Consider the following 19,385-nt stretch of genomic DNA (forward strand, 5'->3'; position numbering starts at 1 on the left):
TATTTGGCTGAGGTACTGGGTAACAACGCAGCCCGGTACAACAGGGCCCAGGCACAATAGACCTGACTATAAATACGGTAAGCACTCGCGCCCCCATCGCGCTCCTGAAGCGGGAGGTTGTCTTGTGGTTAGGCGGTATGTGTATCAACGATTCCATTCCGGATGAATGCGGGCGCACCATCGAGACGTCACGCCGCTTAGAGCTGGCCGGTTTAATTAGAAGCAGGTACTGCGTCTGATATACACGCTGGTGCATCGATCTACACCTACTAGTGTCACTCTTTCTGAACCCTGTGCTTTTCACCTTGCCCTGGCTGAAAGCCGATGGGCACACGGTCCTGCTGGGGATACAGGAGCCAATGCCGGCCAACGCCGGAGTCGCACAAAAGAACCGGGCAGACAACTACTCCACCAAGTCATTGAGTAGGTTCTGGCCATGGGCCGGGGTGGTACTGGCACTTCCTATTCCAGCAGATCAAACAACAGCTAAGTGGCGGGAGACCCTCTTTGCAGTCACCCACCTACTGCACAACTGGTGGCTGTCCTGCACGGGTTCATGGAGTCAGCCTAGGCACCGATCACCCTCTGAGCACCTTTAGTCACATACCTCATGTGCAACGGGACTAGCAGAGGTCAATCTAGAAGCTCAGATCCCACGTGCGCCCTTCCGGCTTACCCCAGCAGGCCCGGTTGTGCCGGAACACCTCCCAGGCCCTTAGGGAGACGCACAGCCGCCTTGATCTAGGCCTCGCATCCTAGTAGGCTCCCTCCAACCTAGATGAGCGTTGCAGTAGCTGTGTATGAGACGGGTAGATAGCCGCAAATTTGAATGGTCGCCTCTTTGCGGAATTAGACTTCGTGTTTAGCGATCCTCAGAATCACCGCTTTGGACGCTTGGCACCTGTCCCTCGTCAAACACCCGAACAACCTCGCCGCTTAAGATTGCCGAAAGGCGGACTAGCTGCTCATAAGGGGTCTTGCTAGAGACGTTTGTTTTCGAAAATACCATTCCCAAAATGTTCGTCTTGCCCGGCAATGAGACTATGTGATTTCCAAGGAGCACGCACACAGGTGCCAGCTAAAGCTATGGGCCAGGAGCACACTTGCCATCACCCTCCCTTTACGAGGGGCCCACCGGCAATACTGCACTAGATGTTCACCTCCGCAGCAAGCACCGGCCCGAGCGGACAATCGCGATTGAACATGAAAAACAGGCCATACTCCCCGACCCCATCTCCCAGACCGGATACTCCACGCCGCTGCATAAAAACCTCGTTGTCCATTCAGCTGCGATGGCGGCCCTTACCATTCAGTAAACAGCCCAGTCTAAGCTCCCATACTTTTACACCATCCGATCCGGCGCACGGAACTAAACTTCATTAGTTTTTCAAAAAGATGTTTCACGTGGAACGTTGCATCCAAGTTGCAACAGCTATCCTAAATTGACCGAATCTGGAAGCGTTGAGTGTCAGTCAAGGTCGCGATATTTACGCTTAGGATCAATCCTGGCGAAGATACTTTAAAGACGAGAGTGGCGGTGTTTCACGTGAAACACCGCCACTCTCGTTAACACTCACTAATTCGCGTCGGGACTCAAGACATCCATGATCCGGTTAAGATCCTCGACTGACGCAAACTCAATACTGACCTTACCCTTACGGGCACCGAGGGAAATCTTCACGTTCGTGTCCAGTCGATCTGCCAGCGAACTTGCCAAGAAATCAAGTCGTTCGTGACGTGGGCTAGAAGTCTTAGTTGCCGGCTTCTTTCCATCCAACGGTGCCTGATAGAGCTGGACAGCCTCTTCGGTCGAGCGAACCGACATCCCCTCGGCAATAATCTTCTGAGCCAAGTTTTCCATGGCCACCGCATCCGGAAGAGCCAGGAGCGCCCGAGCATGACCAGCAGACAACACACCGGAGGCCACCCTGCGCTGAACCAACGGAGGAAGCTTCAGCAGTCGTAACGTGTTCGATACCTGTGGACGTGAGCGGCCGATCTTATCGGCAAGCTGCTCATGCGTAGTGCCAAAATCTTCCAAAAGTTGCTGGTAGGCGGCGGCCTCTTCCAGTGGATTCAGCTGGCTTCGGTGCAGGTTCTCTAAAAGAGCATCACGTAGCAAGTTGTCATCAGTAGTTTCCCTGACAATAACGGGAATAGTTTCCAAGCCTGCGGCCTGACTCGCACGCCAGCGGCGTTCACCCATTACCAATTCGTAGGGCTGATCGCCCTTTTCAGTGGACTTGCGGACAACAATTGGTTGTAGGATTCCGATTTCACGGACTGAGTGAACCAGTTCCGCCATATCGTCCTCATCAAAGACAGTACGTGGCTGTTTACGGTTCGGATGGATTTCGCCAACAGGAAGTTCCATGAAAGTGGCACCTGGAACTTCTACAAGTTCAACATTCTTGGCTTCTACAGGCTTTTTTACGGTATTAGTGGGAGCTACCGCTGGTTTACGGGATTTGGGCTCCGGAAAGAACAAGTCGACAGGACGTGTTGGCTGAGAGGATCCACTCTCATCACCAGATGAGTTCGGGATCAATGCACCCAACCCACGACCGAGACCCCTGCGCTTGTCAGTCATTGAGACATCCTCCATTGAATGAAACCCACGCCATGTGGGCTCTGATGAACTTTAAAGTGAATTGGAACGATTCTATGCGACTAATCGCATTAAACCGTGGAGCGCTCAGCCAGTTCAGCCGCAGCCTCAAGATATGAGAGTGCTCCAGTTGACGAAGGATCGTAAGTCATCACCGTCTGCTGATAGCTGGGAGCCTCAGAAATACGGACGGACCGTGGAATCATGGCCCTCAATACCTGCTGTGGGAAGTGCTCGCGCACATCAGCTGCCACATGAGCAGCCAAGTTTGTCCGCCCATCGTACATGGTCAGCAAAATAGTGGAGACAATCAGATCTGAATTCAGATGCTTTTGGATCATTTCGATATTCTTCAAAAGCTGACTCAGTCCTTCCAGTGCGTAGTACTCACACTGAATGGGAATCATAACCTCGTTCGCCGCACAAAACGCATTGACCGTCAGGAGCCCAAGGCTGGGCGGGCAGTCGATGAAGATGAAATCTAGCCGCGCTTCACCGCTCTTTGCCCGGAACTTAACATACTCATCTATGGCCCGGCGAAGTCGCTGCTCCCTCGCGACGAGGGATACAAGCTCAATTTCAGCACCCGCGAGATGGATGGTTGCGGGGGCACAGTACAAATTCGCAATGTCGGGGCACTGGGCAACTACTTCGGCCATGGCCACATCATTGATCAAAACATCGTAAATACTATCGATTTCCGCATGGTGAGGTATGCCGAGTGCTGTGGATGCATTTCCCTGAGGGTCAATATCAATCACCAGAACATGCAATCCTGCCGAAGCAAGTGCAGCTGCAACATTCACTGTGGTGGTCGTTTTTCCGACCCCACCTTTCTGATTAGCCACCGTCAGAATGCGCGTATGTGACGGCCGGGGAAGCTTGCGCCCCAGCAACCGTTCGCGACGCTTAGTCTCACTGACGAGCTGGCTAGCAATGGGGCTACTGTCATCGAGCTCATCATTGAGTGAACTCAAAGCATCCGCACTTGTTTCACGTGAAACACCAGCATTAGAACTTCGTTGGCGTAAATCAATTGAATTAGGTTGATTTGAGGCGTTAGAACGTGCCGACCCCAATGTCATGAACGGAGGGATCCGTTGCGAAGCTGCTTCGCTACTGGTCACGCTTGCACTCTCACTTTCTTGTGGCGATGGTTGCCAACCTCTAGCTTATCGGTTCATTCCCACAGCAGTGGGAATCAGCGCCGCTTCACCTTGACACGAACCACTGTTGTGGGCTCGTCCAGAACATCTTGCCCTGCAATAACGATCGATGTCTCATACCCACCGAGGTTTCTAAGTGTCTTGCCAGCGGTAGCAATCTCGTCTTCAGCACTCCGGCCCTTGATCGCCAAGAGTTCCCCCTCGCCACCCAAGAGCGGAATAGTCAGTGGAGCTAAAGTCTTCAAAGCAGATACTGCTCGAGCGGTAACAACTGAGCATTCAACCTTGCCAATGGCGGCTTCTGCCCTGGAGCGAATGATTTCCACATTGTTGAGTCCCAGATCCATGACGACTTCTTCGAGCCAGGTGACCCGCCGTTCAAGTGGCTCAATGAGTGTCAGGTACAGATCAGGTCGGGCAATAGCCAAACAGAGCCCTGGCAAGCCGGCGCCACTGCCCACATCGGCAACTTTAGCGCCGTCGGCAATCAGTTCTGCCACCACCGCACAGTTCAAAACGTGCCGACTCCACAAACGAGGTACTTCTCTTGGACCAATCAGCCCACGTTCAATGCCTGACGTTGCCAAATGTTCAACATATCGTTTGGCGAGATCAAGGCGTTCGCCAAAAATTTGTTCGGCCGCAAGAGCCTCTTGTGCAGTAAGTTCCACCACGATATGTGTCCTCTAAAATTTAGGTCCCGGCCGCTCCCTGAGGCAGCGGCCGGGACCGTTTGGTAGCTATTTGAAAACTGCGGCCTAATGAGCTGCGCTCACCACAATGTGACGGCGTGTGCCTTCACCTTCAGATTCGGATTCCAAACCCAGTTCAGCAATGGCGTCGTGCACAATCTTGCGCTCATAGGCTCCCATGGGATCCAACGCCACTGATTCTTGGCCACCGCTGACCAGATCTGCCGCATCCTGGGCAATCTTGGCAAGCTCTTCGTTCCGGCGGCCACGGTAGCCAGAAATGTCCAGAACAAGACGGGACCGGCTTTCCGTTGCCGAGAGAACACTCAAACGGGTCAGTTCCTGCAAGGCGTCAAGGACTTCGCCGTCCTGACCTACCAGGCTCTGCAACGAATCAGACTCCTCATCAGCAACAATGGAGATGTAGGTCCGGCCATTACGAACTTCAATGTCGATATCGCCATCGATATCGGCAATGTCGAGAAGCTCTTCAAGGTAGTCGGCGGCAATGTCGCCTTCTTCTTCCAAGCGGCTAACACCGGGTTCTACCGGGGCGGATACTTCCTCAGGGACAAGCTGCGTTTCTTCAGGCATTATTTCTTCTTCCTGTTCTTGCGTTGTGGCTGGTTCCGCTGCCCCTTCAGATCAGGGCTCTCCGCAATAACTTCTGCCTCGACCGTCTTCTTGGATGCACCCAGCAGCGGCAGGCCCTTGGCCTCGCGGCGCTTCTGGTATTCCTTGTACGCCGGTGAGCCGGGAGTAGGCATGCGGCGGATAACGAAGAACTGCTGACCCATGGTCCACAGGTTGGTAGTGGTCCAGTAGATCAAAACACCGATAGGGAAGTTGATACCACCAATACCGAAGACCAACGGCAGTACATAAAGCATCATCTTTTGCTGCTTCATGAAAGGGCCCTGCATGGCTTCTTCAGACATGTTCTTCGACATGATCTGCTTCTGCGTGATGAACTGTGAGGCAATCATTGCCAGAATCATCACGATTGACAGCACGGCAATGGTGACCGTCAGGTTGCCGCCCTGAAACGAGGGAAGCAGGGCATCGGAAAGGCGGGCACCGAAGATGGTGGCTTCGTCAAATTGCACAACCTGCGCATGAGTCATCGCACCAATACCGATGTTCTCAGAGTTGGCCTTGGCCACGCCCGAAAGCACTTGGAAGAGGGAGAAGAAAAACGGCATCTGGATCAACATGGGCAAACAAGCAGAGAACGGGTTGGTTCCGTGCTCCTTGTACAGCGCCATCTGTTCCTGGCCCATGGCCTGGCGTGAGAGCTGATCGGTCTTACCCTTGTACTTGGCCTGCAGCTTCTTCATATCCGGCTGCAGCGCTTGCATGCCGCGCTGTGCCTTGATCTGCTTGACGAAAACCGGAATCAATGCGGCACGAATCACCAACACCAAACCAATGATTGACAAGGTCCAGGTGATGCCCGAGGCAGCATCCATCCCCAAGGTTGTCAGAACATCATGGAAGGCAACCATGATCCACGAGACGATCCACTTGAAGGGGAACAGAATTGTATTGAAGAAGCCCATATTTCTTTATCTATCTCCTCAAGCCGCTTTGCGACTTTGCGTTTCCTGTTGCTTGGCCAGAAATACAACCGGGTGGTTCAGTTGGACAATGAGTGGCACCGTGGAAGGGTCATCCCAATCCACAACTGCCGGTGACGGAACCGGATCCAGGCCACCGGCGCTCCAAGGATGGCAGCGGATAACCCGTCGCATGGAAAACCATGTGCCCTTGACTGCGCCGTGAACAGTCACAGCCTCCAGTGCGTAGGCTGAACATGACGGAAAAAACCGGCACACCTGCCCATAAATGGGTGAGACGACGCGCCGGTATAATTTCAAAACGATAATGAGAATGTTGCGGGGAACATGCCACAAGAAACGTGCGACGGCGCCGAGTAGGCTGGGCGCACGCCCTTGAGTTTGTGAGCTGCTCACAAAACATCTTCTCCTTTTGACTCATGTGCCTTGTCAACTGATGGTGTTGAAATTAATGGCGAAGAGCCTGCTGCACTGTCCCGTAAACGGGTCGATGCAGCAAAGAAGGCCTTTCGATAGTCCATGACAAGGTCGTTGAAGGAAGCCTGCGCTGAAACGGGCAAAGCGCGCACAACTACATTGACCCCGTAAGGATGCTGCTTAATTGTCTCAACAACAATTTCCCTCAGTCTCCTCTTAACGAGGTTGCGGGTCACAGCGTTCCCAACAGTCTTCGCCACAATGAACCCAACTTGGCTGGGTGCATCCGGAGAAGTGGACACCATATATAACACTAAGTTCCGGCGTCCATTTCGGACGCCGGAACGTACAGTATGTGAGAAGTTGGCGGAAGTCCGCATTCTATTCTTGGTGGCTAGCACCTTGCGATCAACCGTTACTTCTATAAGGCTCGACGAATCGTCAAGCAGCTATTGTTTAGGCCGACAGCTCTACGCGACCCTTGGTGCGGCGTGCTGCCAAAATGGCGCGGCCGGCGCGGGTGCGCATGCGTAGGCGGAAGCCGTGCTTCTTGGCACGACGGCGGTTGTTCGGCTGAAAAGTCCGCTTGCTCACGGTAGTTACTCCAAGACAATCAAAGATGCGCCTTGCCCGTAACTAACAGGTAAGAAAGGGGTCGACGCTAAGTATATGGATGCCTGTTCCTTTCCACTCCTCATTTATGGGGAGTGCACGCCGGGGCGCAAAACAGACACATGGGACTTCACAACGTTAGGTCACGCAACACCTGTCAGTCAAACCGGAGTATGAAGACTTCAGCGCCACGGAGGCGAATTGTCCCTGTTTGGGTCCTCGGAATCCTGAAAAACAGCTTATAAACGCTTCATCCACAGCTGTGCATAACTAAGTGGACAACTTCTGTGGATGAGGTGCGCAGGAGGGCGCTGCTGTGACATTTATCCACAAGCACTTTCTCTCGCTATCTTCTGGCTCATCCATCCTCTAGGCTAGGCCAGTGGCAAGTTATCCACCGATGTGTATAACTCTGTGGATTACTCAGTTTGAGTGGGTCTGCGCTCATAAAAAAATTTGGTTTTATGTGTGTAACTGAAGTCACGTACACGGTGTGTGTGAATTGCGAAATTTTCGGCTCTTGAGTCGGCAGTAAGGATGGAACGGTCAATGAGCACTGAGGACATCAATGACGTTGGCAGCTCCTGGCGACGAGTCATTCGCATTCTTGAGCAGGACGAACGTGTTTCTCCGCGGCAACGCGGATTCGTAGTTCTGACACAGCCGCAGGGCCTGATCGGAAACACCTTGTTGGTGGCGGTCCCCAATGAACTCACTCGTGAAGTGCTGCAAAACCAGCTTCATACAGCGTTGAGCGATGCTTTGGCCCAAGTCTTTTCCGAGGAAATCAGTTGCGCCTTCAGTGTCAACGCTGACCTGGTACCTCCTGCTAAGGAAGAAGAGACTGTTCCCGCGCAGGTTCAGGTTCGTGCTGATAGCCCGGCCCACCATGAACCCGTGGAGCACATCTCTAAGCCTTCTCCCATGTTGCCGAGCACGTCACAAGAATTTGGCCGGCTCAATCCGAAATATGTTTTTGACTCTTTTGTGATTGGTGCTTCCAACAGATTTGCCCATGCAGCGGCAGTTGCCGTGGCTGAGGCACCGGCCAAGGCCTATAACCCGCTGTTCATTTACGGCGATTCCGGTCTGGGAAAGACTCACCTCTTGCATGCCATTGGTCATTATGCGCGCCGCCTCTACACAGGCATCCGGGTTCGGTATGTGAATTCTGAGGAGTTCACTAATGACTTCATCAACTCCATCCGGGACGATGAAGGCGCCAGCTTCAAGCAGCTGTACCGCAATGTGGACATCCTTCTGATTGATGACATTCAGTTTTTGGCCAATAAGGACGCTACACAAGAAGAGTTCTTCCATACCTTCAATGCGCTTCATAACCACAACAAGCAGGTAGTTATCACCTCGGATTTGCCGCCCAAGCGTCTCCAGGGTTTCGAGGAGCGCATGCGTTCACGTTTTGAGTGGGGCTTGCTGACAGACGTTCAGCCCCCTGAACTCGAGACTCGGATCGCGATTTTGAGGAAAAAGGCTATTGGAGAAGGGCTTTCTGCACCGGATGACGCCTTGGAATACATCGCATCGAAGATCTCCACAAACATTCGGGAACTTGAAGGCGCACTGATTCGTGTAACAGCGTTCGCGAGCTTGAACCGGCAACCAGTAGATGTTGGGCTTGCAGAGCTGGTGTTGAAGGACCTGATTACTGACGATGGGGCCCAGGAAATCACGTCCACTGCAATCCTTGGTCAGACGGCTGCCTACTTCAACATTTCTCTAGAAGAGCTGTGCAGCAAGTCGCGGACCCGCACCCTGGTTACAGCCCGGCAAATTGCCATGTACTTGTGCCGTGAGCTGACTGACATGTCTCTTCCCAAGATTGGTCAGGAGTTTGGCGGGCGGGACCACACCACGGTGATCCATGCAGACCGGAAGATCCGGGAATTGATGGCTGAGAGACGCGCCATCTACAACCAGGTAACTGAGCTCACCAACAAGATTAAACAGCAGCAGCGCGAAGGGTAACCCGCGGAGCGGGGAAAAATTCTGAGAAATTAACAGGTGTGGATAAGCCTGTGGATTACTCAGGCACAACCTCCCCAACCTGCGGATAACTACCGGGTTGCCTGTGGATCATTAAAAGCACTCAAAAAGTTCTCCACCGTTCCCCACACCCCAAAACGGGACAGCCTCACAACCTGTGCACAGGCAACTTCTGCGAAATCACGTGCTCAAAGGCACTTATCCACAGTATCCACAGGACTTATTAACACTACGAACTACAAGAATCTTTCGTTTCAAACAACATTTACCTTTTATCCCATCCGGCCCTGCCCAGGGCAAAGACCAATGTCCAAATGAACTTCCCAAGGCGCTAAGCTGTCTCCAAGGATGTAATTTCAACCTTGGTGTCTGACCCCTTCGGACAGGTCCACTGGGAACCCTTAAATTTTTTTCGTACCTTGAAAGGCGGCACCCTTCCGTGAAGTTCCGAGTCGAACGGGATGTTCTGACCGAAGCAGTCAGCTGGGCCGCACGTTCCTTGTCTCCCCGGCCTCCTGTCCCGGTCCTCTCAGGCCTGTTGCTAAAGGCCGAAGCCGGTACCTTGAGCCTGTCCAGCTTTGACTACGAGATCTCGGCACGGTTGCAGATACCAGCAGATATCTCCGAAGAAGGGACCATCCTTGTTTCCGGGCGTCTTTTGGCGGACATCTGCCGAAGCCTTCCGGCCGCTCCCGTTGATGTAGAGACCGACGGCAACAAGGTGACTTTGACTTGCCGTAGCAGCCGCTTTCATTTGGCCACCATGCCTGTCAACGACTACCCGGAACTTCCTGCTCTTCCAGAAATTAGTGGAACGGTGGACGGCGAGGCTTTTGCGCAGGCTGTTTCCCAGGTCATTATTGCCTCGAGCAAGGATGACACCCTTCCCGTTCTGACCGGCGTCAAGATGGAAATTGAGGGTGATCTGATCACTCTCTTGGCCACTGACAGGTACAGGTTGGCACTGCGGGAAGTGCGTTGGAACCCTTCAACGCCCAATATTTCTGCCGCCGCTTTGATCAAGGCAAAAACTCTCAGCGAAGTGGCCAAAACTCTTGGCAATGCTGGAAACATCAACATTGCCTTGTCATCCAACAGCGAACTCATCGGCTTCGAAAGTGGCGGACGCCGCACCACCTCCCTGTTGGTTGATGGAGAATATCCCAAGATTCGGTCACTATTCCCGGACACCACTCCCATTTATGCAACAGTAGAAACCCATGCCTTGGCCGAAGCTGTTCGTCGAGTTTCCCTGGTTGCTGAAAGAAACACGCCAGTACGGTTGATTTTCACTGATGGTCAGCTCACCCTCGATGCGGGCACTGGCGAGGATGCACAGGCGTCGGAGAACCTGGAAGCAGCACTTGTGGGCGATGAAATTACTGTTGCATTCAACCCGCACTACCTCAGTGAGGGTCTGAATGCCTTCGACAGCAAGTACGTTCGGTTCTCCTTCACCTCGGCACCAAAACCAGCCATGATCAATGCCCAAGATGATCTTGACGGTGACCGCCGGGATGAGTACCGCTACCTGGTAATGCCAGTGAGGTTGCCTTCCTCGTAATTTCGATTTTGCCGCCGTTCTAGCCCATTCCCACGGAAGAGAGTAAATATCATGCATATTGGACTTGTTGGACTTGGAAAAATGGGCTTCAACATGCGGGCCCGTTTGCGTGCAGCGCAGATCGAAGTCACCGGATTTGACCAAAACCCCGAGGTCAGTGATGTCACTACTTTGACTGAACTCGTGGCAGCAGTTCCGGCTCCTCGCCTGATTTGGGTCATGGTTCCTTCCGGTGCCGTTACAGAATCAGTGATCACAGATCTTTCAGGACTTCTCGAACCAGGAGACCTTGTGGTTGACGGCGGGAACTCACGATTCACGGAAGATCAAAAACACGGTGAATTGTTGCGCGGCAAGTATATTTCCTTCATCGATGTTGGTGTTTCCGGAGGAGTTTGGGGTCTGAGCAATGGTTATGGGCTGATGGCTGGCGGCGCGTCGGAAGATGTAAGCCGAGCCCTACCCGTGTTTGACGCACTCCGTCCTGAGGGGGAAAGGGCCGACAGTTTTGTCCACGTTGGTGGCATTGGAGCCGGCCATTACGCAAAAATGGTCCACAACGGCATCGAATACGGACTGATGCAGTCCTACGCTGAGGGTTACGAGCTCCTCGCCAAGAAGGATATTATTCAGGACCTGCCAGGAACATTCCGGGCTTGGCAAAAAGGCACCGTAGTACGTTCCTGGCTGCTGGATTTGATGGTCAAAGCGCTGGATGAGGATCCGGGGCTGGAATCCATTGATGATTATGTAGAAGATTCTGGCGAAGGCCGGTGGACCGTAGAGGAAGCCATTGCCAACGCCGTACCAGCTCCCGCCATCACGGCAGCTCTCTTCGCCAGGTTCTCCTCGCGCGAGGATAATTCTCCAGCCATGAAAATGGTTTCTGCTCTGCGTCACCAATTTGGTGGGCATGCGACAAAACCAGCCAGTCCCAGCAGTGAATAAAACTACTTTCTATGTACCTTGAGCATCTTTCCCTGACGGATTTCCGCAGTTACGCACAGGTGGATCTGGCGTTGACACCCGGAGTCACTGTCCTTGTAGGTTCCAACGGATTGGGTAAAACCAATCTGGTGGAATCGATCGGATATTTGGCCACGCTCTCATCCCACCGCGTTAGCCAGGATGCGCCCCTTTTACGCTTTGGTACTGACCGGGCGCTCATCCGGGCCCAGTTGGTGCGGGCCGAACAAAAAGTCATGGTTGAAGTTGAAATCAACGCGACGCGAGCCAACCGTGCCCGGATCAATCGGGCCAATCCGGTGCGGGCCCGGGATATTCTTGGTATTTGCCGCACAGTGCTTTTTGCACCGGAGGATCTGGCCCTGGTCAAGGGTGATCCTGGTAACCGGCGCCGGTTTCTTGACGATCTTTTAGTAGTTCTGTTACCAAAACATGCAGGTACCCGCAGCGATTATGACAGGGTCCTCAAGCAGCGCAACGCGTTGTTAAAATCAGCGCGTTCTCAACATTTTTCTCGTTCCGGAGTTTCCGAGTCTCATCTTGCAACGCTGGATGTGTGGGACGAGCACATGGCTATGGCCGCTGCGGGATTGCTCCTTGCCCGGCTCGATCTGCTCAACCGTTTGCGCCCCCACCTGGCACAGGCTTACGCAGAATTGACTGACGGTGCCAAAATTTTGCGGGCACTTTACCGCAGCAGTCTTGACCAGATCACCATATCCGGGCCGCCGGAATCGCCCCCGCAAGAAGAGCACGACGACGCCACCTACAGTGCATTCGGGGAACCAACCGGAGGTGTGCTGCCAGAGGTTCTTGACGGCGAAGACTTATCCCTATGCCCTGTGGAGGAATTGGCGCAACGCTACAGAACCGTATTGACGGCATCGAGGACCCGCGAACTTGAACGTGGAATGTCCCTTGTGGGGCCCCATCGTGATGAGTTGGATCTTCTTTTGGGTAATGCACCGGCCCGCAGCTATGCCTCCCATGGAGAATCGTGGTCCATTGCCTTGGCTCTGCGGCTCGCCTCTTTTCACGTGTTGGATGAGGACAAACATGTGGCGGGGAATCAGCCAATCCTGATTCTTGACGATGTTTTCGCTGAACTGGATGCACAACGACGGCGCAAGCTTGCCTCGATGGTAGGGGCAGCCGAACAAGTTCTGGTCACGGCCGCGGTGGGAGCGGATATTCCCGAGGAATTGTCAGGATCAACCATCCAGGTGATTCCCGGCGGCGTGATGAACCATGACTGAGGAGTCTGTGGCAGATTCGGGTAGGGACCTCACAGGCAAAATAAGTAGTATGGCAGCGGCTAAATCTGATCATGACACCGAAGTGGATGCGGCCCAGGCAGCCCTGAACCGGATGCGTGCCATCGCAAAAAGCCGCGGTGAACTGCGAATTTCGCGAGGGCGTCTTGGTGAAAAAACAACCCCCAGAAGTAAAAGGAAACCGTTTCTCGATGCAAAGTATGGTGGCGGAAGGGATCCCCAGGGGCTTGGAAATGTTGTTAGCAGGCTGGTTTCTGACAGAGGGTGGAGCTCTCCTTTAGCCGTTGGCTCCGTCATGGCTCAGTGGGATGATCTTGTTGGTCCGGAAATTGCCGCTCATTGCCGTCCGGAGAGCTTTGAAGCCACCACCTTGCATGTCAGATGTGATTCCACCAGTTGGGCAACCCAGCTACGGCTTCTCTCCCTATCCCTGTTGGCAAAGTTTGATGCCGAGTTGGGACACGGCGTGGTGACAAAGATTATGGTTCTGGGCCCGACTGCCCCGAGTTGGCGAAAGGGTTACCGCACCGTGAAGGGCCGTGGACCCAGGGACACTTACGGATAATGTTGCTTTCTTGGCGGGAGCGTGCAAGGCGCTGTAGGGCGATTGAAACCCCATTAGCCGTACATCTCCTTAAAGAAGGCTCAACAATTGCGTCCTAAGGCGCTTTTCTCGCGTTTTAGGGCACGTTGAGGCGTTATATAGCCGTGGTGCAAGGTAGAATTGGACTACAACCGTCTCTCCGCGGCGCTGTGGTAGCTTTTAGCATTCGTTGAGAGCGGCATTTATGTGCCTTCCCCAAGGAACGAATGCAGGGCAGTTCACTGTTTCATGCGCGTTCAAAAGGTGGCAACCACGCTGAACAACCAAAGGGGTCGAACGCGCCTGTGACGACGAACAATTCGGATAGTGCCGTGAATCCAGAGCCGGAGAATACTCCAGAAGGTGCCTCTCCGATTTCGGAAGTATCTGCCATGACAGCAGACACCAGTCACTACGATGCAAGTGACATTACTGTCTTGGAGGGTCTGGAAGCAGTCCGGAAACGTCCTGGCATGTACATCGGTTCCACAGGTTTGCGTGGCTTGCACCACCTTGTCTACGAAGTAGTGGATAACTCTGTGGATGAAGCCCTTGCCGGCTACTGCGACCACATTGAGATCACCCTTACCGCCGAAGGCGGCGTGAAAGTTGTTGACAACGGTCGAGGAATTCCCGTTGACATCCACCCCACAGAAGGCAAACCCACGGTTGAAGTGGTTATGACCATTTTGCATGCTGGAGGTAAGTTTGGCGGCGGCGGTTATGCCGTTTCCGGTGGCCTGCACGGTGTGGGCATTTCCGTAGTTAATGCCCTTTCCCGCAGGGTTGAAACTGAGATCCGGCGCCAAGGTTACGTATGGCGTATGAACTTTGCCGACGGCGGTAAGCCCCAAGGCACCCTGATAAAGGGTGAAACCACTACGGAAACAGGCACCACACAGACGTTCTACCCAGATCCGGAGATCTTTGAGTCGGTAGAGTTTGAGTTTGAAACCCTGCGGGCACGGTTCCAGCAAATGGCTTTCCTGAATAAGGGCTTGAAGATCACACTCTCAGATGAGCGTGTAGCCGAGGTTCTTTCGGATGAAGATTTGGATCTTGATGCGATCCCTGAAGGCAAGGACATAGTCACTGGTAAACGTGTAGTTGTTTACCAGTACAAGGACGGACTGCTCGATTACGTCAAGCACCTGAACACGTCCAAAAAATATGAGCCCGTTCACGATGATGTGATTGCTTTCGAAACTGAAGATTCCGCGCGGAGTATGGCTGTTGAAATCGCCATGCAGTGGACAACGTCCTTCTCAGAGAGTGTGCACACATACGCCAACACGATCAACACCCATGAAGGCGGAACCCATGAAGAAGGGTTCCGGGCCGCCATGACGTCTCTGATCAACCGGTATGCACGGGAAAAAACCATTATTCGGGAAAAGGATGACAACCTCACAGGGGACGACATCCGTGAAGGACTCACAGCCGTTATTTCGGTCAAGCTTTCCGAACCTCAGTTTGAGGGCCAGACCAAGACCAAGCTGGGCAACTCAGAGGTCAAGGGCTTCGTGCAACGCGTTGTTACTGACGGGCTCGGCGATTGGCTCGAACGCAACCCCGGTCCAGCCAAGGACATCATTCGTAAGGCCATCCAGGCATCACAGGCCCGTATGGCTGCCCGAAAGGCACGCGAAAACACCCGCCGTAAGGGTTTGTTGGAGTCAGGCGGCATGCCAGGCAAACTTAAGGACTGCCAGTCCAAGGATCCTGCGCTGTCTGAAATTTATATTGTGGAGGGTGACTCGGCCGGTGGTTCAGCCGTGCGCGGGCGAAACCCCCACACGCAGGCTATTCTTCCCTTGCGTGGAAAGATCCTGAACGTTGAACGGGCCCGTCTTGACAGGGCACTGGGCAACGCTGAAGTCCAGGCCATGATTACTGCCTTCGGCGCCGGCATCGGTGAGGACTTCGATGTAGCGAAGGTTCGCTACCACAAGATTGTGCTCATGGCAGATGCAGATGTGGATGGACAGCACATCACTACCCTGCTGCTGACACTGTTGTTCCGCTACATGCGTCCACTGATTGAAAACGGCTACGTGTACTTGGCCCAGCCTCCGCTCTACCGGATCAAGTGGTCCAACGCTGCACACGATTACGTGTTCAGTGACAAGGAACGCGACGCAGCATTGGCCGCAGGAGCCGCTTCCGGACGCCGTATCCCCAAGGACAACGGCATCCAGCGCTACAAGGGTTTGGGTGAAATGGACTACACGGAACTGTGGGATACCACCATGGATCCTGCTCACCGCACGCTGCTTCAGGTAACCATGGACGACGCCGCTGAAGCCGACCAGATTTTCTCCATCCTCATGGGTGAAGATGTGGAATCACGCCGCAACTTCATCCAGCAAAACGCCAAGGACGTCCGGTTCCTCGATATCTAGAACAGCCCGAGCATGGCCCTCTAGAAATAGTTCGAACCAGACATATATTGGGAATGGAATATAAAAATTATGAGTGAAGAAACACCCCAGAATCCTCAAGAACCCGCAGTAGATGACAGCACTACTGAGGTCATTGAGGGAAGCTTGATGCATGACAAAGTAGAACGAATTGATCTCCAAGAGGAGATGAAGCGTTCTTACCTGGACTATGCCATGGCCGTCATTGTGGGCCGTGCTCTCCCCGATGTCAGGGACGGACTCAAGCCTGTTCACCGCCGTGTCCTCTACGCCATGTTCGACGGCGGATACCGCCCCGAGCGCTCTTTCAACAAGTGCGCCCGCGTGGTTGGCGAAGTGATGGGCCAGTACCACCCCCACGGTGACTCAGCCATTTATGATGCTCTGGTTCGCCTGATCCAGGACTGGACCATGCGTTACCCGTTGGCTCTGGGCCAGGGTAACTTTGGTTCCCCTGGAAACGATGGTGCTGCCGCACCTCGTTACACGGAGACTAAAATGGCGCCGCTGGCCATGGAAATGGTCCGCGATATCGATGAGGAAACTGTCGATTTCCAGGACAACTACGACGGCAAGAATCAGGAACCAACCATCCTGCCGGCACGTTTCCCCAACCTGCTGGTCAACGGATCCTCAGGTATCGCCGTCGGTATGGCCACCAACATTCCCCCACACAACCTGCGTGAAGTTGCCGAGGGTGTCCAGTGGTACCTGGCCAACCCGACAGTGGGACGAGAAGAACTCCTCGAAGCTCTAATTCAGCGCATTAAGGGACCCGATTTCCCCACCGGTGCACAAATTTTGGGCCGCAAGGGTATTGAAGATGCCTACCGTACAGGCCGTGGCTCCATCACAATGCGTGCCGTGGTCAACGTTGAGGAAATCCAAGGCCGCACCTGCCTGGTGGTCACCGAGCTGCCTTACCAAGCTAACCCTGACAACCTAGCAATCAAGATTGCCGATCTTGTCAAGGACGGCAAGATCTCCGGGATCGCCGATCTCCGTGATGAGACATCTGGCCGTACAGGTCAGCGCCTGGTTGTTGTCCTCAAGCGTGATGCCGTGGCCAAGGTAGTCCTGAACAACCTGTACAAGCACACACAGCTGCAGGAAAACTTCAGCGCCAACATGTTGGCCATTGTTGACGGCGTGCCCCGTACCCTGCCGTTGGACGCCTTCATTCGTCACTGGGTTACCCACCAGATGGATGTCATTGTCCGCCGCACCATGTTCCGACTCCGTAAAGATGAAGCGGAGCAACACATCCAGCGAGGCTTGCTGAAGGCGCTGGACGCCCTCGACGCCGTCATTGCCTTGATCAGAGCATCATCAACTACTGAGGAAGCCCGCGACGGCCTGATGGCCCTGCTGGACATCGATGAAATCCAGTCCAAGGCCATCCTTGACATGCAGCTAAGGCGTCTGGCTGCCTTGGAACATCAGAAGATTCAAGATCGCAGCAATGTCTTGACCCAACAGATCACCGAATATAACCGTATTCTGGCCTCGCCCGAGGTTCAGCGCGGCATTGTCAGCGAAGAGCTGGCGGAGATCACCGCTCGCTTTGGGGATGACCGCCGCACAGAAATCATGATGGGTTACGACCCCAACATGAGCATGGAAGATCTCATTCCTGAAGAGGAAATGGTGGTCACCATTACCCGTGGCGGTTACGTCAAGCGCACCCGTAGCGACAACTACCGCACACAGCACCGTGGCGGCAAGGGCGTCAAGGGTGCGCAGCTGCGCGGGGATGACGTCGTGGAGCATTTCTTTGTGACAACCACCCACCATTGGCTGCTGTTTTTCACCAACCTGGGCCGCGTCTACCGTGCAAAGGCTTATGAGCTGGCCGAGGCGGGACGTGATGCCAAGGGACAGCATGTAGCCAACTTGATGGCTTTCCAGCCTGATGAGAAGATCGCCCAAGTCATGGAGCTCAAGGACTACCAGCAGTCTCCCTACCTGGTTCTGGCAACCAAGAACGGTCTGGTCAAGAAGACTTCACTGGAGGATTACGACACCAACCGTTCGGCCGGTGTCATTGCCATCAACCTGCGTGACGGTGACGAACTTGTCTCCGCGCAGCTGGTCTCCGACACCGACGATCTGCTGTTGGTCTCCCGCAAGGGCCAATCCATCCGCTTTACTGCCACAAATGAGGCGCTGCGGCCCATGGGCCGGGCAACATCTGGTGTTACGGGCATGAAGTTCCGTGACTTTGATGAACTTCTTGCCGCCAATGTGGTCACTGATGATTCCTTTGTGTTTATCGTCACAGAAGGCGGCTATGCGAAGCGAACAGCTGTTGAGGAATACCGTCTGCAGGGACGAGGCGGTCTGGGCATTAAGGTTGCCAAGCTGGTGGAGGATCGCGGAGACCTGGTCGGAGCACTGATTGTTCAAGAAGATGACGAGGTTTTGGTGGTCATGGGCGGCGGCAAGGTGGTACGTTCCAACGTCTCGGAAGTACCCGCCAAGGGACGCGACACCATGGGTGTCATCTTCGCCAAGCCGGATAAGAATGACAAGATCATTGAGGTTGCTCGCAACAGCGAACGAGGCCTTGAAGAAGATGAAGAAGCCGCGGAAATTGAGGCCTCTGAAACCCCTGAGACCGCGATTAATGGCTCTTTAGAGGGAAAGCAACAAAATGATGAAGTACCGTTAACGGGTCATGACGGAACAACTGGAGGCACAGATTGAGCACCAATAACCCGATTCCGCGGCCAGGGTCCGCACCAAGGGTAGGTGCACCTGCCCGCCCCGCCCAGCGCCCCACAAGCGCCCCAGCGACTGCTGGAGCCGTTGGTGCGAAGCGGCCTGTAACCAAGACGCCTGCGCCGAAGTCACCCCCGTCGCTGGTCAAGCCAGCACCCAAGGCAAAAGCACGCCGCGCCCGTCTTCTGGTCAGCAAAATTGATCCCTGGTCCGTCCTGAAGATGGCGTTCCTGCTCTCTGTTGCCCTCGGTATTGTGACCGTAGTTGCAGCCATTGCGCTCTGGTCAGTGCTGGACACCATGGGCCTGTTCGGCACTGTAAACGACTTCGTCAATGAGATTCAGGGCAAGGAGGGCGGGGTCCCGTTCGATCTCCTGTCAATCATCTCGTTGGGGCAAGTGGCATCCTTTTCAACCATAGTTGCAGTTGTTAACGTTGTGCTCTTGACCACACTTTCCGTACTTTCTGCGGTTTTGTACAACATCTCGGCCACTCTAGTGGGCGGAATCGGTGTCACCTTGACTGATGACTAATCAGTCAAAAACCGCGGATTATCGCGAAAAAAGGCGTTAAAAGATCAAAATCGGCGGGTTCTGCAGACCCGCAGGAACCGCCGATTTTGGAATTTGGGATTGTGTGCGGTAAAGTTTTGTCTCGGCCCGGTGAGGGTCAAGTAGGGCGTATAGCTCAGGCGGTTAGAGCGCTTCGCTGATAACGAAGAGGTCCCTGGTTCAAGTCCAGGTACGCCCACGGAACCCTACGGTTCTTGTAAAGGATGGTG

Annotated in this window: 17 protein-coding genes and 1 tRNA gene; 10 read left to right on the forward strand and 8 right to left on the reverse strand. The window is 54.0% G+C overall.

Annotated elements, in window-relative coordinates:
* Positions 1-1,103: 1,103 nt before the first annotated feature.
* On the forward strand, positions 1,104-1,316 hold the full coding sequence (locus ABIB48_RS11555; RefSeq protein WP_354213053.1) for a hypothetical protein: 213 nt from the start codon (positions 1,104-1,106) through the stop codon (positions 1,314-1,316).
* Positions 1,317-1,576: 260 nt separating this feature from the next.
* Here ABIB48_RS11555 and ABIB48_RS11560 read toward each other — a convergent pair whose 3' ends face one another.
* The 8 genes from ABIB48_RS11560 to rpmH form a co-directional block, all read right to left on the reverse strand.
* Entirely contained in the window at positions 1,577-2,590 is a 1,014-nt protein-coding gene (locus ABIB48_RS11560) for a ParB/RepB/Spo0J family partition protein (RefSeq protein ID WP_354213054.1), read from the reverse strand.
* 89 nt (positions 2,591-2,679) lie between these two features.
* Positions 2,680-3,735, reverse strand: coding sequence for a ParA family protein (locus tag ABIB48_RS11565; protein ID WP_281268038.1), 1,056 nt, complete (start codon positions 3,733-3,735; stop codon positions 2,680-2,682).
* A 74-nt stretch (positions 3,736-3,809) separates the two neighbouring features.
* Positions 3,810-4,448 (reverse strand): 16S rRNA (guanine(527)-N(7))-methyltransferase RsmG, encoded by a 639-nt coding sequence (rsmG, locus tag ABIB48_RS11570; protein WP_110105707.1) that lies wholly within the window; start codon positions 4,446-4,448, stop codon positions 3,810-3,812.
* Positions 4,449-4,532: 84 nt separating this feature from the next.
* Complete coding sequence (locus ABIB48_RS11575) at positions 4,533-5,060, reverse strand: Jag family protein (RefSeq protein ID WP_110105706.1); 528 nt, start codon at positions 5,058-5,060, stop codon at positions 4,533-4,535.
* Positions 5,060-6,025 (reverse strand): membrane protein insertase YidC, encoded by a 966-nt coding sequence (gene yidC, locus ABIB48_RS11580; RefSeq protein ID WP_110105705.1) that lies wholly within the window; start codon positions 6,023-6,025, stop codon positions 5,060-5,062. Before yidC ends, ABIB48_RS11575 begins: the two co-directional genes overlap by 1 nt.
* Before the next feature lie 18 nt (positions 6,026-6,043).
* Positions 6,044-6,439, reverse strand: coding sequence for a membrane protein insertion efficiency factor YidD (gene yidD / locus ABIB48_RS11585; protein ID WP_110105704.1), 396 nt, complete (start codon positions 6,437-6,439; stop codon positions 6,044-6,046).
* Positions 6,436-6,861: a ribonuclease P protein component gene (gene rnpA, locus ABIB48_RS11590; RefSeq protein WP_110105703.1), complete on the reverse strand. Its 426-nt coding sequence runs from the start codon at positions 6,859-6,861 to the stop codon at positions 6,436-6,438. The genes yidD and rnpA overlap by 4 nt, the downstream gene beginning before the upstream one ends.
* A 55-nt stretch (positions 6,862-6,916) precedes the next feature.
* Positions 6,917-7,054, reverse strand: a complete 138-nt coding sequence (rpmH, locus tag ABIB48_RS11595) for a 50S ribosomal protein L34 (RefSeq protein ID WP_044569795.1) — start codon at positions 7,052-7,054, stop codon at positions 6,917-6,919.
* A 567-nt stretch (positions 7,055-7,621) separates the two neighbouring features.
* On the opposite strand from rpmH, the gene dnaA reads away from it, so the two are divergent.
* From dnaA to ABIB48_RS11640, 9 genes are all read left to right on the forward strand, one after another.
* Entirely contained in the window at positions 7,622-9,058 is a 1,437-nt protein-coding gene (gene dnaA, locus ABIB48_RS11600; protein WP_110105702.1) for a chromosomal replication initiator protein DnaA, read from the forward strand.
* Positions 9,059-9,515: 457 nt separating this feature from the next.
* On the forward strand, positions 9,516-10,640 hold the full coding sequence (gene dnaN / locus ABIB48_RS11605) for a DNA polymerase III subunit beta (protein WP_110105701.1): 1,125 nt from the start codon (positions 9,516-9,518) through the stop codon (positions 10,638-10,640).
* Positions 10,641-10,691: 51 nt separating this feature from the next.
* Positions 10,692-11,588: a phosphogluconate dehydrogenase (NAD(+)-dependent, decarboxylating) gene (gene gnd, locus ABIB48_RS11610; protein ID WP_354213055.1), complete on the forward strand. Its 897-nt coding sequence runs from the start codon at positions 10,692-10,694 to the stop codon at positions 11,586-11,588.
* An 11-nt stretch (positions 11,589-11,599) separates the two neighbouring features.
* Positions 11,600-12,862 carry a DNA replication/repair protein RecF gene (recF, locus tag ABIB48_RS11615; RefSeq protein ID WP_354213056.1) on the forward strand — a complete coding sequence of 421 codons (1,263 nt, stop codon included), beginning with the start codon at positions 11,600-11,602 and terminating at the stop codon, positions 12,860-12,862.
* The gene (locus ABIB48_RS11620; protein ID WP_373366705.1) at positions 12,855-13,445 is read left to right on the forward strand and encodes a DciA family protein; all 591 of its coding nucleotides are present in this window, start codon (positions 12,855-12,857) and stop codon (positions 13,443-13,445) included. Before recF ends, ABIB48_RS11620 begins: the two co-directional genes overlap by 8 nt.
* A 410-nt stretch (positions 13,446-13,855) precedes the next feature.
* Complete coding sequence (gyrB, locus tag ABIB48_RS11625; RefSeq protein WP_110105929.1) at positions 13,856-15,865, forward strand: DNA topoisomerase (ATP-hydrolyzing) subunit B; 2,010 nt, start codon at positions 13,856-13,858, stop codon at positions 15,863-15,865.
* Between the two features lie 69 nt (positions 15,866-15,934).
* On the forward strand, positions 15,935-18,589 hold the full coding sequence (gene gyrA / locus ABIB48_RS11630; protein WP_110105697.1) for a DNA gyrase subunit A: 2,655 nt from the start codon (positions 15,935-15,937) through the stop codon (positions 18,587-18,589).
* Entirely contained in the window at positions 18,586-19,137 is a 552-nt protein-coding gene (locus ABIB48_RS11635) for a DUF3566 domain-containing protein (RefSeq protein ID WP_110105696.1), read from the forward strand. The genes gyrA and ABIB48_RS11635 overlap by 4 nt, the downstream gene beginning before the upstream one ends.
* Positions 19,138-19,280: 143 nt before the next feature.
* Positions 19,281-19,354: transfer RNA gene (locus ABIB48_RS11640), tRNA-Ile, on the forward strand.
* Positions 19,355-19,385: the final 31 nt, after the last annotated feature.

The sequence above is a fragment of the Arthrobacter sp. UYCu511 genome (assembly GCF_040547105.1).
Taxonomy (GTDB): Bacteria; Actinomycetota; Actinomycetes; order Actinomycetales; family Micrococcaceae; genus Specibacter; species Specibacter psychrochitiniphilus.